We start from the raw sequence: 14,538 nt of genomic DNA on the forward strand, positions 1-14,538 counted from the left end.
TTCTCCTTATTGCCGGGGTTTTAACGAACTTAATACAACGTGTTTTACATTCCAGACGAGTCCGATTTTCTTGCACACAAAAATAAAATACCAGGCGATATCCACCTGCCACCATTTAAAACCCAATTTTGCTGCGGTGGGGTAAGCATGGTGATTGTTTTGCCAGGAGGCCCCAAAGGTTGGTAATGCGCACCACATATTATTGGCGCTGTGATCTCCGGTTTCATATGGCTTACTACCATAACGATGCGCAAATGAACCATTGAGCCAGGTTGATTGGGTCACTAAAAACATACGCACAAGGCCACCCCAGATAAATCCTGTTAATGCACCCATCCATGTCTGGGTTGCAAGTCCACCAATAACACCGGGAATAATTAATCCAAGAATCAAAATCGGAACATACAAATCATTAATTTTTTTTAAAGTAGAATCCTGAATGAGATCTTTGGCGAAGGCACTGCTATTGGTCACTTTGTCGTTAATCATCCAGCCGAGATGTGCGTGCAACAACCCTTTTGCCAATCCAAGGTTTTCCGGATTTGCGTGGGTGTGGCGAACATGTGGTGAATGTGGATCGAGTTCGGTATCACTATGAATGTGATGACGGCGATGAGTTGCTACCCAATAAATAACGCCGCCTTCGCCAGCCATTTGTCCAAGAATAGTTAACAGGTATTTTAAAAATGAACTTGTTTGGAAGCTTCTATGAGCCAGCAATCGATGGTATCCCATTTCGATACCAAGGTTAGTTAATATATACATTCCAATTAATAAGCCGACATTCAATGCACTCACGCCACCGTCGACAACCATTAAATAAATCGCGGCAATTACACCCAGGAAAGGTAAAACAATGGTGGCAGAAGCAAGTATTTTTTGAGCAAATATTACGTCGGGATCATTTAACGTGACGCGCACAACACGTTTTTCCCGTGGATTTTCAAATGCTGTTTCCGGTACGGATTGAATTGGATCAGATAGTTTTGTGTTCATTACACTTCCCCAGGATTTTGCTTTCCTATTAGTGGTTCCGGGCTACATATTCAGCCAGGGATTTAATCGAATTGTGCGTTCTGAGCACTTTCACCCCGAGGGGAACTCCCGACCATGCAGCCAAATCGGAAATTAATCCGACAGCAGAAGAAGAATCCAAACCCAAATTTTGCAATGGAACATCAGAAACTATGTCTGCTTTATTAAAATCCAATACATTCTCAATATAATCGTACAGCCAATTCTGAATCGCTTCGGCTCCAGGTGCAGGGGTATCAATTAGCAAATCACTCATAGAATTTTCCTTTTGAACGATAAAAATTAATGACAGTTATTTAACACGTTTTACATTGCTAACAAGGCCAATGGATTCCATTAGCACTATTGATAAATATCCAATATCCAGTTGATACCAGCGCAACCCAAAACGCGCCGAATATGGAAAGGCGTGGTGGTTGTTATGCCATGATTCACCGCCAGTGATGATAGATAGCCAGGCATTGTTCCGGCTGCCATCCATTGTTTTATAGCGTTGATGGCCGGTTAAATGGCAAATTGAATTAACACTGCTGGTGGCATGGAACGATAAAAACAATCTCGCCATGCTGCCCCATAGAAATGCCATGATGGCTGCAGATAACGTTCCTTCAATTGCTCCTGCGATTGCTGGTGGTAGTAAAATGCCCAGTGCTACCCAAAAAAAATAGTGCCGTCCCACTGACATAACCGTTTTATCTTTCAGGATATCTTTGGCATAACGCGCGCTATTGGTTAAATCGTGATTAAACATCCAGCCAAAATGGCTGTGAAAAAATCCTTGCCAATGTGTGAGGTTTTTTTCCTGGTTGTAATGTGGTGAATGCGGATCCAATGGTTTATCACTAAATTGGTGATGGCGACGATGATTGCTGACCCAATAAACTGGTGAGCCTTGCGCCGCCATACAACCGAATACCGTGAGTAGTGCACGAATACTATTGGATGTGGTAAAACTTCGGTGTGCGAGCATGCGATGAAAGCCAACCGTAATGCCCAATACCATGGTCATGAAATAAAATACCAAAAACAGGATGAATGTCAGGTTGCTAAATCCGTAAACAGGAATTAATGCACAAGCGACAATAAAACCAATAAATGGTAAAACGATAATGGCTGTTGCATGGATTTTTTGAAATACATCCAGTCCATGGTTCTTTATCACATAACTGGATATGTATTTGTTCCCATCATCCATAGTGGTGATATTTGCAAGCGAATTATCTGCTGGTATTGCCGTATCGTTTAACATAAGCCCTTTTCCTGTTCAGGTATTACCCGGACGTTGGCATTACAGGAAACAGAAAAATAATGTAATTGTCCTGTAAGATATTTTTGTTTGCATAATGTCCTGCTAATTTTTCCACTTGTCGTGCGTGGTATGGTGGCTGGTTTTACCCACAATATTGCATCCAGGTGAAGACCATGTTCATCGTGCAATTCATTCTGGATTTTTATTGTTGTGAGGTCTGTATTGAAGGTGCGAACCCAGCGCTTTTCAACTTCCTGGACCGCGATAATTCGCTCCGTTCCTTGATTGTTCCATGAAAAAACGGCGCAACCATCGAGGCATAATTCACTTGCTGATGTGCTTATCGTTTGCTCCAGATCCTGCGGATAATAATTTTTTCCGCGAACGATAATAATATCTTTCAGGCGGCCGGTAATAAAAAGCTGGCCACCACTTAAGGTTCCCAAATCTCCTGTTCGAAAATACTGCTGGTCTATATTGCCGTTAACAATATGTTGCTTAAAAAATTTGGAGTTAACATCGCTTTTATTGAAGTAACCAGTAGAGATACTTTTGCCTTTTAGCCAGATTTCGCCAACAGTGTCGGCAGCGCACTCAATGGATGTATCAGGATCAATAATTTTTATAGTGAGGCCATCTGCTGCATATCCATTTCCTACTAATGCCTGGTAATTCACATCGCCAACATTGTTATCGCGGGCCATCCATTCAAACCGATTCGCGGCCAGTGCACTTTTATTGACATAGCGAATGTCCGGTTCTGTACAAGGCTTCCCACCACTGATTAATAACGTTGCCTCGGCCATACCATACACCGGAAACATGGCAGTACGGGAAAATCCGCAGTCGCGAAATTTGGAAGAAAATGTGTCAATAGTTGTTGCTTTAACAGGTTCGGCACCGTTATAGGCGATAGTCCAGCTGCTTAAATCCAGCGATGCAAATTGTTCTTTTGTAATACGCTTTACGCACAGGTCGTAACCAAAATTGGGTGCCCCGGTTGTGGTGACTTTGTATTTGGATATTGCGTTTAACCAACGAGCCGGTTTTTCGATAAAAGTCAACGGGCTCATAAAGTAACAGGGGATTCCCAAATATAACGGCTGTAAAATATTTCCGACCAATCCCATGTCATGGAATAACGGTAACCACGAAGCAAATACAGTGTTTTTATTGTGCTGGAATACTTCCGCAATCATGTGTTGGTTGGCTAATAAATTTTCATGGCTGATCACAACCCCTTTAGGGGAACCTGTTGAACCTGATGTATATTGGAGGAAAGCAGCATTTTGTGGTGCTAAAACAGGTAGTGACGTTTGTTGCAGTGGTACAGTTTGTAATAAATTTTCAATCGCGATCCAGGGTATTTTTTTTAGCGATTGGGCGCTATTTAATCCGGTATCATCAACGCGATTTTCATATTTATTTTTGATGGTGCGGGAGGTAATAAGTAGTTCTGAGTCGCTATCTTTTGCAATAGCGTAAAGGCGATTTCTTTTTTGTGATCCTTCAGGTGGATAGGCTGGTATAGCAACCATCCCCGCGTAAAGGCATCCCATAAATGCCTGGATAAATTCAATCCCTGATGGTAATGCTAGAATAATTCTGGACTGGAATGGAAGGTAACTTAATGCCCACGCAATTTTTCGTGCTGAAAAATCCAGCTCACCGAACGTAACGGATGATTGCTCAACACCGTCTTTTTCTAAAAATGTGAATGCAAGGGAAAATGGTTGTGACCTTGCGTGCAGGTCAAGGTATTCAGTGATATTCCCTGGCGTATCAATCCTGTATTCAACAGCCATAAATTATCCTTATGTCTGTGGTGGTAGATGTGTTTTAACGAGCATCCACAACCCTGGTTAGGAAAAAATCCTGGTGATCATATTTTTATGTTGGAAAAAGTAAATAGCTGGAATTAGTTTTTTATGATTTTTTGCAATGCAATTCCAATTTATTTTTTATTGATACCAGGCAAAGGCATCTTAATACGCAGGATTTATTGCGGCTTTGTGAACATGGTATTTTAATTGTTATTTTTTATGCCAAAATGTTAACGAATTTATTTTTATGATTATGGCGACAATTGACTATTATTATTTTTAAAAATCAACAGTCTTTTGGCAGATAGGTTTTCATTATTTTTAATGGCGTTTTTCATTGAGGATAGTCACACGCGTGTTAATCATTGATCTGTTCATGTTTTAAATGACTATTTTATTTCAAAGTAGATCAGTAAAACCCCTAATCAATTATTCTGAAGGACTATCAGGGACATGAAATGCGTCACCGGTCGCATAGAATTCTCCACCCGCCATGTAATGAATACTCCGCTTTTGCGGATCATCAGAAAAACTCCAGCGACCATTGAGGAATTGTTCCGCATCAGCATAAGCAGCTACAACTTCGCCAACAATTAGATCCATCTCTTCTGCACCTTGTTTGATAACTTTACATTCCAGCCACCCGATACAATCTTCAATAAAAGGCGCAGTGATTTTCGTAGCGGGAAATGTACTGATATTAAAACGAGAAAATTTATCCGCATCGCGCCCGGAAATATCGCCAACATCCAGTGTGAGCCTGGCAATTTTGCGCATGGGAAATTGCAAACCAAATTCGCCGCTTGCCTCTACTAATTCACGGGTATATGTATTTTTATCAATCACTACTGCCACTTTGGCGGGTGAAAAATCCAGCGGCATTGTCCAGGCGGCGGCCATGATATTGCGTTTTTCACCATGGGCACTGGTGATGATACTGACCGGGCCATGGTTAAATAATTTGTAACTGTCTTTTAATGGAATAGATATATGTGTCATTTAAAAAGTTAGCCCACTGCTGATGTAAAAAGTCCATGAGGATGCTTTGCTCTCGCGAAATTCCCCAAAATGTTGAAAATCCACGCCCGCACCAAGCATTAAATGTTCCGCAGGTTTAATGCCTATTTCCGCACTGGCCTCGAACATATCCTCTGTTGTTTCGGTACTATTATTAAACCGGAATGTGCCCCTGCCTATACCAATACCGCCTATCAGGTAAGCATTATATTGACTGTCAAGCGCATCATAATTGATGCCTGCCAAACCAATTGCAAAGGTTTTTACCTCAACATTATTGTCACCTTTAATATCGGCGTTGCTTTTTTGATGGGAGATATACACAGGGCCGATTAACGCGCGCCCGCTATAGCTGTTATTAAACGTCATGTCGTATTGACTGAAATTTTCATCAGTTTCGAATTGGTCTTCATCGGCATCTATTCCGCCCCATGGCGAATATTTCACCTGTAATACAACCGGTAAATCCAATGCAAATACCGATGTACTGGAAAAAGCAATTAATAAGGCGGCAAGAAAACGGTTCATTATTTTTCCTTAAGAGCGAAGGCACAGGCAGTGAAACGCAAATCAGTATGGGTGACCATCAACATGTATTCCATCGGTTTTTAGCCATTGTGCAATAGAGAAAATTAATGGAAAGCGAATAGCTTAATGGATATGTGGCAGGCAAGCTACGGCACCTTTCGGTTTACATTAATAAATAATAAGTGGAAAACACCATGAATACAGCAGTCAAACACATCGTTATTGTTGGCGGAGGCTCTGCCGGGTGGTTGGTAGCCGGAACACTCGCCGCCGAGCATGGTAATGGTGATGAAGGTGTGCAAATTACCTTGATTGAATCGCCAGATATTAAATTGGTCGGGGTAGGTGAAGGCACCTGGCCGACCATGCGCAGCACCATCAGAAAAATGGGCATTTCAGAAACAGAATTTGTTCGTGAGTGCGATGTTGCTTTCAAACAGGCATCCAAATTTTGCAAATGGACTACCGGTGAGGACGACGATGAGTATTACCATCCCTTTACGTTACCGGTAGGTTATCGCGATTTGAACCTGGCTGAGTATTGGAAAGCACATCGCAACGAAATATCTTTTTCCGATGCGGTTTGTATCCAAAGCCGGATTTGCGCAAACCATATGGGACCAAAATTGATTAGCACGCCGGAATTTGAAGCTATAGCCAATTATTCCTATCATCTGGATGCAGCCAAATTTGCACAGTTCCTGCGTAAACACTGTATAGAAAAACTGGGTGTCAAACATATTACCGATAATGTTATCGGCATCAATTCAGCAGGGAATGGTGATATCCATTCACTGGCGACCCAAAATACCGGCGAGCTTCATGGCGATTTGTTTGTTGATTGCACCGGGCTAGCGTCAATACTGTTAGGTAAACACTACCAGGTGCCATTGGTCAGCAAAAAACAATTCTTATTTAATGATGCAGCACTTGCTGCGCAGGTTCCTTATCTGGATCCTGAGTGCCCGATTTCATCCAATACTATTTCTACTGCGCAGTCTGCCGGTTGGGTGTGGGATATTGGTTTGCAAACCCGCCGCGGTGTTGGCTATGTTTATTCGCGCACCCACATTTCCGATGAAGAAGCGGATAAGGAATTCCGCGATTATTTGACTCTGACAATTGGCCGCGAAAAAGCTGATGCAACCGAGTTCCAGAAAATTAAATTTACACCCGGGCATCGCGAAGTATTCTGGAAAAATAATTGTGTTGCTGTGGGCCTGGCAGCGGGGTTTATTGAGCCGCTGGAAGCATCCGCCATCATTTTGATTGAGCTTTCCGCGAGAATGATTAGCGAACAATTACCGGCAGATAGGGCTGCAATGACCCTTGTGGCAAAACGGTTTAATGATGTGTTTACCTATCGCTGGAACCATATTATTAATTTCTTAAAGTTGCATTACGTATTGAGTAAGCGCACAAGCTCCCAATATTGGCTTGATCATCGTGATCCCACCAGCATCCCGCAAAGCTTGCAGGAGCTGCAAGCGTTATGGAAATACCAGGCGCCCTGGTTCTACGATGAAGTTCATTCAGAGGAATTGTTTCCGTTAGCGAGTTTCCAATACATTCTTTATGGAATGGGTTACGAAACTGCACAGCGGCCAGCCACTAAAAAAGTGAATCCGGAAACACTTGAGCGGGCGAATGGATTTTTCAGGGCGAATCATAAAAAGACTAACGAGGTTATAAAGATCCTGCCAACGCACCGCGAAATTGTTAACAAGATTAAACAGTACGGGCTGCAAAAAATTTAATGCTGCGGCGCTCCGCAATGGCGGCTAATTTTTAGACCGGATAATGTTTTTTGAAATGTTGAAACAGCAGTGGACGCAAAAAAACCACTGCTTTTTTATAAACCGAAGATGTAATTATCTGCTATTCGTTGCACATCCACCGATACCAATAACTGCGGTAAATGGCCTCCGCCAAAAATAACGCCTTTTAACGGGGTGACATCCGAATAATCCCGTCCCCAGGCAGTAGTGATATGTTGCGCACCGGTGATGGTGTTATTGGTGGGATCAAACTCATACCAGCCTTCGCCCGGTGAATAAACGGCAAACCATGCATGTGTAGCATCTGCCCCTACTAATTTTTCTTGCCCGGGTGGTGGCAGGGTTTCCAGGTAGCCGCTCACATAACGTGCCGGATAACCCAGGGAACGTAAACAACCGATCGCGAGATGTGCAAAATCCTGGCATACGCCGCGTTTATGTTTTAATACATCGGCAAGTGGGGTGGCGACGTCGGAAAATTGCGGGTCGTAGGTAAAATCTTTATAAATCCGTTGGGTTAAATCCATAACCGCCGATAAAAACGGGCGATCATCGCTAAAGCTGGATGCTGCATAGTCGGCCAGATCCGGATGTTGTTGCACCATGGGTGAGTCGAGCATGAATTCACGCGCGCACAAGGTCTCCCAATCTTTACTATTTTGCAGTAAGTATTTTACGTAGGCGCAGGGTGTCCCAAAGTCCAGATTAATATTGCCGGTGTTATCTTTAATCGATAACTCGCTGGTGATGCTGACTTCCAATTCGCTGTGATCTTTTTCAATCGAAAATTGCAAAAAGTGATTACCAAAATAGTCAGTGTGCTGGACGCGAGTGCTGACTTTTGGTGATACCTCAATCTTGATGTCATCAATTCGCTGGCGTTCAGTTGCGCGCGGCAATACATATGCAAGGTTGTAACAATGGCTCACGGGCAGTGTGTATTGGTAGCGGGTTTTATGGTGAATTCGATATTTCATAATGAGCGCCCTAGAGTTGATCCTGCCAGTGAGTATTTTTTACCAGCAATTGTGGGCCCTCGGTGTGATCAAAATAGCGTTGGCCAATAGTTTTGGCTATGCTGGAAATTAAATATTGTGTCCGCGATAACAGTTGATCCAATTCTGCGCGAATACCGCTAGTAGTTTTTACCAGTGTTTTTATATTGCTCAGCCGCAATGCTGTGGTGGCCTCCAATAATAATTTTTGTTCGGTACTGAAGGTTTCGTGATCGTCCGGTAATTCAGCAAAATGATGCTCCAATTGGATTAATTGGTAAATCAGTGAACGTGGATTCCTGGGGTTCAGCATAATCATTTCCAAACCCTGGTCGATACGAATTCCATTTTGATAGCGACGACGATAAGGAATTAATGCTTCGCCGCATAACAAGCTGGACTCAATTAAACTCTCCTGGTCAACCTCATCAAGGCGCGCGGTTAACATCGAGCGTAACATACTGGTGATTTGCAATGCGCGCTCAAGGCGGCGGCCAATTTCGATGAAATGCCAACCGTTGCCGCGCGTCATACTTTCATGGATTAAACCCGCAAAGGCGAGCAACGTAGTAATCAGGGGCGCAAGCGTTTCTTCCGGTGCAGATAATGCATTGGGTTCCAGGGTGGTTTTCAGCAACTCCAATTCATCGCCAATATCATTAATTACGCGCTGGGTGTCACTGGATAATTGTTCTTTCACTTGTTCAGCAGAATTGATCATCGCAGTCAGGTTATTGGCAACACTGCCCATGCGTTGCTGGTCCAGGATAATTGAAATCATTTCCGGTTCCGGATTTTTCAACAACGCTGGTTGCAAGCTGGTAAAGCCGGGATAGGTTGACGTTACATGCGTGACGGCGCTGAGCAAGGTGCGCTGTACAGTATCGGGTAATTTCTCGGTGCGATTGAGTTGGATAAATACCGTGCGCAATAAACGCAACGCGGATTCAGCACGCTCTGCGTAGCGACCCATCCAGAATAAATTTTCTACCACACGGCTGGGCAGTGCGCTGCCGGATTCGTTGATCGGTTGTACATCGACAGGGCGTAAACTAATTTGTTTTTCCGGCTCTGATGCAAGTACCCAGGTGTCTTTGGAAACGGAACCGCGCTGGTTGGAAATAATTTTTTTACCGGTATCAAGGTTAACGCGCGTGAGCCCGCCGGGCATTACCGCATAAGAGCTTTCACTCGCAACGGCAAAAGTCCGCAACACTGACGCGCGCGGTAAAATTTTTCCCTGGTGCCAGGTAGGTGTTTGCGCACCGGCAACATATTCCTGTGCAGCAAATTGGTAAGGATTTTTGCGAATGCGATTTTGCCAGGCCAGCAGTTTGGTTTCGTCCAGATCGGCACCGTAGGCTTCGTATAAACCGGGACGGCGATAGGTTGGTTTGATCAATAAATCTTTTAAATTTGCACACACATACTCAAGGTCATCCGGATTGCCGCACCACCAGGTTTTTACTGAGGGTATTTGTAACTCGCGACCAAAAAACGTGCGCGCAATTGCAGGCAGGTAACGCAAGAGTGCCGGATTTTCCAACACACTGGAGCCGAGCGGATTCGCAATTGCTACATGGCCGATACGCGCAACTTCCAATAATCCGGGTACACCCAAACGGGAGTCCCCTTTTAATTCCACCGGATCACAGTACACATCATCAACGCGACGTAAAATAACATCGACACGTTTTAATCCATCCAGCGCTTTCATCCACACGTAACCATTGCGCACACTTAAATCACTGCCTTGCACTAATTGAAATCCCAAATAATTAGCGAGATAGGCATGCTCAAAATAGGCTTCGTTATAGATGCCCGGGGTGAGTACCACGATATGTGCAATGCCACCATTCGGATTTAATTCATGCAAGCGTTGACGTAAACGCGCAAAAAATAATGACAACCGATGCACATGGCTATCGCGAAATAAACTGGGAAATACACGGTTCATCACTGTGCGATTTTCCAACGCATAACCCGCACCGGAAGGCGCCTGGGTACGGTCACCCATCACGCGCATCTGACCATCGGGCGCGCGAACTAAATCGACACCGTGTAAAATTAATTGGTGGGCACCGGCCAACTTCACCCCGTGGCAAGGGCGCAAAAACCCCTGATGGGAAAATAATAATTCCGGCGGAATAATTCCCTGGCGAATTAATTTACGTTCACCGTAAATATCTTGCAGTAATAAATTAAATAATTCGGCGCGTTCAATCAAACCGGTTTCGATTTGATTCCATTCCTCACTATTAATGAGCAGTGGAATAGGGTTGAGTTGCCAACTTTGGTTTGCATCAGGTTCGTCGTAAATTTTATAGGTGGCACCATCATCGCGCAGAATCCGCCGTGCTTTTTTCTGGCGCTCTTCAATGGTGTCGTGCCCCAGGCTTTCCAAGCTGTGCAACAAATATCGCCAGTAGGGACGAATTTGTCCCTCTGCATCGTAGGCTTCATCCACCCCTTGTTGTGGTGATGGATAACTAAAAGCACCTTGGCTGGTATCGACCCGGGTTTCCATAAGTGTGGAATTCATTGCATTTATCTGGTTGGTGATGGTTCGTTGGTGTTGAGCCGTTGTTGTTATCAACGCGATTATTGTAACGCGATTTGCTGCCTTGAATATTTGTCACAGATTGCATGGCGTGCAACCTGTGACAATGTTAAGCGGTGAAGGGTTCATCAGCGGCGCAAATCCAGGGTGTGCGGGTATTCATCCGCCGGTTCCTCCGGTGGCGGGGCCATAGGGCGCGGTGGATGTTTATGCTCAAAAAATTCGCGCAATATTTTCCCTGCTGGTGTGATAGGTAATGCACCGGGCGTATAGTTAATATCAAAGAAACGATTACCACGGCGCGACTCTGCTTCGTTAGCATTCACAGGGAATCGGTCATAGCTGCGTCCACCCGGGTGGCTGACGTGATAGCTGCAACCGCCAATACTTTTGCCATTCCAGGTATCAATCAAATCAAATACCAGCGGCGAATGAATGCCGATAGTTGGATGCAATGCCGATGGCGGTTGCCAGGCGCGATAGCGTACGCCACCAACATATTCCCCGTTTTTTCCTGTGGGGCTTAAACAAACGCGACGACCATTGCAGGCGAGCACATAACGGCCTGGCGTTAAACCGCTGACTTTGACTTGCAATCTTTCTACGGAAGAATCCACATAGCGCGATGTACCAAAACTGCTAATTTCTTCGCCCAACACATGCCAGGGTTCGATCGCCCAGCGTAATTCAATCTGGATATCATCCAGTTGTACGCGGCCATAATGGGGGAAACGAAATTCTTCAAACGCGGCGAGCCATTCAAGTTGAAATGGATAGCCATTTTCATTCAAATCATTCACGACATCGCGCAGGTCTTCCCATACATAATGTGGCAACATAAATTTATCGTGCAATAACGTACCCCAGCGCACTAACGGTTGGCGATACGGATTTTTCCAGAAGCGACTAATCAAACAGCGCAACAATAAAATTTGCACTAACGACATCCGCGCGTGGGGCGGCATTTCAAAACCGCGAAATTCCAGAATGCCCTGGCGGCCACTGGCGCTACCCGGTGAATATAGTTTATCGATGCAAAATTCCGAGCGATGGGTGTTGCCGGTAATGTCAATTAATAAATTGCGCATTAATCTATCGACTAACCAGGGTTGCTCTACAATACCATCGGGCATTTGTTTAAACGCAATTTCCAATTCATAGAGCATTTCATCGCGGCCTTCATCGACACGCGGTGATTGACTCGTTGGCCCGATAAATAATCCGGAAAATAAATAGGAAAGACCCGGATGGTGTTGCCAGTAAGTTACCAGGCTGCGCAATAAATCGGGGCGACGCAAAAACGGGCTATTCGCCGGTGTTGAACCGCCAAAGGTGACGTGGTTACCGCCCCCCGTACCTGAGTGGCGGCCATCGAGCATAAATTTTTCGGTACCCAAACGGCATTGCCGCGCGTCTTCATAAAGTGCTTCGGTATTTTTTACCAGATCATTCCAGGTTTCTACCGGATGAATATTCACTTCAATAACGCCCGGGTCAGGTGTAATTAAAAATTTCTTCAAACGATAATCTTTCGGTGGTTCGTAACCCTCAATAATGACCGGTATTCCCAGGGCCGACGCCGTGTCTTCAATTGCTTCAATCAAGGCAACATAATGTTCGAGGTAGGTGAGCGGGGGCATAAATAAATGCATGCGACCATCGCGCACTTCAAAACACAACGCAGTGCGAATGACATAACCGGCTTCGGTATAAAGTTTTTTCGACGCTGTTTGCACTGCTTGCGGTTGGGGATTGGTTATTGGTGATGCCGATGCTTTTTCGGCAATCAATTGCGTGTATTGCTGGCCACTGGGCGCGAGCGGTGCGCGAATTTCCAGCGGATCATTTTCCGGGTGATAACGCTCGTACTCATGCTCGGGAAACTCCAGCGAATTAAGCGGTAAACGCAAACCGAGTGGTGAATCGCCGGGAATCAATAATAAATTTTCCGAACGTAACTTCCAGCGGCCCGTGAGCCAGTTTTGTTGCAGATAATTCCATTCAAGCGGCAATACATAACCGGATTCGGTATTTAATCCACGCGATAATAACCTGGCGATACGGCGCCGTTCCAGGTCATCTTTTAAATCTGCTTTTAATGGATCTATATCGGCCGGTAATTTTTGTTCAGCCCACAAGTAGTACAAGGTATCTTCAAATGCGGGAATAATGTGCTCACTGTTTACTTGCAGTTTATCGCAGAGCGCGTGCGCGAATTTTTTTGCATCCAGATGTGTTAAACCATAATTTTTATCCACACGTGCGATTAACGCCGGGTTCCGCCACAGGGCTTCACCATCAGTGCGCCAGAAACAACCTAATGCCCAGCGCGGTACTTCTTCACCGGGATACCATTTTCCTTGTCCATAATGTAATAAACCATTAGGCGCAAAGGTGCTGCGCATGCGCAGTAATAAATCTTTAGCGAGGTGTAATTTATCGGTGCCCAGTGCGCCGGTGTTCCATTGCTCGGATTCCATATCATCGATAGAAACAAATGTGGGTTCGCCGCCGGTAGTTAAGCGTACATCCTGTTCAATTAATTCTTTATCGATTGCTGCGCCCAGTGCATTAATGGTCGCCCACTGTTCTTCGGTATAAGGTTTGGTTACGCGTGGATCTTCAAGGATACGAAACACATCGTTGCTGTAACTGAATTCCACTTCGCATTTACTGGTGGCACCAGTGATAGGTGCGGCGGAAATGGGATCAGGTGTGCACGCGAGTGGAATATGCCCTTCAGTCGCTAATAAACCGGAGGTGGGATCGAGGCCAACCCAGCCGGCACCGGGTACAAAAATTTCTGTCCATGCGTGTAAATCAGTGAAATCTTTTTCCGGGCCGCTGGGGCCATCAAGTGCTTTTACATCGGCTGTTAGTTGCACCAGATACCCCGACGCAAAACGCGCGGCATAACCCAGGTGACGAAAAATTTGTACCAGCAGCCAGGCGCTATCGCGGCATGAGCCTTTTGCTAGCGTTAATGTTTCTTCGCAGGTTTGTATCCCTGGTTCAAGGCGTACACCATAACCAATATCCTGTTGCAATTGTTGGTTGATGCTCACCATAAAATCGTTAATGTGCCAGGGCTTTTCCGTGACCTGACGATGGCGGATTTCGGTTTTGATTTTATTCACCAGCTTGCTTAACAATGGGCCGGCTTCGCTGATTTCCAGGTAGGGAATTAATTCGCGTTTGAGTTGAGGGTCATATTCAAACGGCACGTGCTCCGCATAATCTTCTACAAAAAAATCAAACGGATTAATGGATGCCATCTCGGCGATAACTTCCACTTCAATTTTTAAATGCGTGCATTGTTCGGGGAAAACCAGGCGCGCCTGGAAATTGCCGAACGGGTCCTGTTGCCAGTTAATAAAATGTTCGGGCTCAACTTTCAATGAGTAGCTATGAATTTTGGTGCGGCTATGGGGTGCCGGGCGCAGGCGCAGTACGTGGGGAAAAAGATTCGTTAAACGATCAAAGTGGTATTCAGTCTTATGGTGAATGGCAACACGAATAGCCATAAAAATTTCCTTCCAGTAACCGTAATGTG

Annotated in this window: 10 protein-coding genes; 1 reads left to right on the forward strand and 9 read right to left on the reverse strand. The window is 44.9% G+C overall.

Annotated elements, in window-relative coordinates:
* Positions 1-6: 6 nt before the first annotated feature.
* The 6 genes from A596_RS20475 to A596_RS20500 form a co-directional block, all read right to left on the reverse strand.
* Positions 7-996: an acyl-CoA desaturase gene (locus A596_RS20475; RefSeq protein ID WP_052417750.1), complete on the reverse strand. Its 990-nt coding sequence runs from the start codon at positions 994-996 to the stop codon at positions 7-9.
* Positions 997-1,024: 28 nt separating this feature from the next.
* Positions 1,025-1,291 (reverse strand): acyl carrier protein, encoded by a 267-nt coding sequence (locus A596_RS20480; protein ID WP_039918360.1) that lies wholly within the window; start codon positions 1,289-1,291, stop codon positions 1,025-1,027.
* A 36-nt stretch (positions 1,292-1,327) separates the two neighbouring features.
* Entirely contained in the window at positions 1,328-2,284 is a 957-nt protein-coding gene (locus tag A596_RS20485; RefSeq protein WP_052417751.1) for an acyl-CoA desaturase, read from the reverse strand.
* The gene (locus A596_RS20490; RefSeq protein ID WP_052417752.1) at positions 2,278-4,089 is read right to left on the reverse strand and encodes a fatty acyl-AMP ligase; all 1,812 of its coding nucleotides are present in this window, start codon (positions 4,087-4,089) and stop codon (positions 2,278-2,280) included. The genes A596_RS20485 and A596_RS20490 overlap by 7 nt, the downstream gene beginning before the upstream one ends.
* A gap of 447 nt (positions 4,090-4,536) precedes the next feature.
* Positions 4,537-5,106, reverse strand: coding sequence for a flavin reductase family protein (locus A596_RS20495; protein WP_039918363.1), 570 nt, complete (start codon positions 5,104-5,106; stop codon positions 4,537-4,539).
* The gene (locus A596_RS20500; protein ID WP_039918366.1) at positions 5,107-5,652 is read right to left on the reverse strand and encodes a hypothetical protein; all 546 of its coding nucleotides are present in this window, start codon (positions 5,650-5,652) and stop codon (positions 5,107-5,109) included.
* A gap of 194 nt (positions 5,653-5,846) precedes the next feature.
* On the opposite strand from A596_RS20500, the gene A596_RS20505 reads away from it, so the two are divergent.
* Complete coding sequence (locus A596_RS20505) at positions 5,847-7,409, forward strand: tryptophan halogenase family protein (protein ID WP_039918368.1); 1,563 nt, start codon at positions 5,847-5,849, stop codon at positions 7,407-7,409.
* A gap of 95 nt (positions 7,410-7,504) precedes the next feature.
* On the opposite strand, the gene A596_RS20510 is transcribed toward A596_RS20505, so the two are convergent.
* From A596_RS20510 to A596_RS20520, 3 genes are all read right to left on the reverse strand, one after another.
* Positions 7,505-8,407, reverse strand: a complete 903-nt coding sequence (locus A596_RS20510; RefSeq protein ID WP_039918371.1) for a transglutaminase family protein — start codon at positions 8,405-8,407, stop codon at positions 7,505-7,507.
* Between the two features lie 10 nt (positions 8,408-8,417).
* Entirely contained in the window at positions 8,418-10,967 is a 2,550-nt protein-coding gene (locus tag A596_RS20515; RefSeq protein ID WP_039918373.1) for a circularly permuted type 2 ATP-grasp protein, read from the reverse strand.
* Positions 10,968-11,113: 146 nt separating this feature from the next.
* Positions 11,114-14,509, reverse strand: a complete 3,396-nt coding sequence (locus A596_RS20520) for a transglutaminase family protein (RefSeq protein WP_039918376.1) — start codon at positions 14,507-14,509, stop codon at positions 11,114-11,116.
* Positions 14,510-14,538: the final 29 nt, after the last annotated feature.

It is taken from the genome of Cellvibrio mixtus subsp. mixtus J3-8, assembly GCF_000766945.1.
In the GTDB taxonomy this organism is placed as follows: domain Bacteria; phylum Pseudomonadota; class Gammaproteobacteria; order Pseudomonadales; family Cellvibrionaceae; genus Cellvibrio; species Cellvibrio mixtus_A.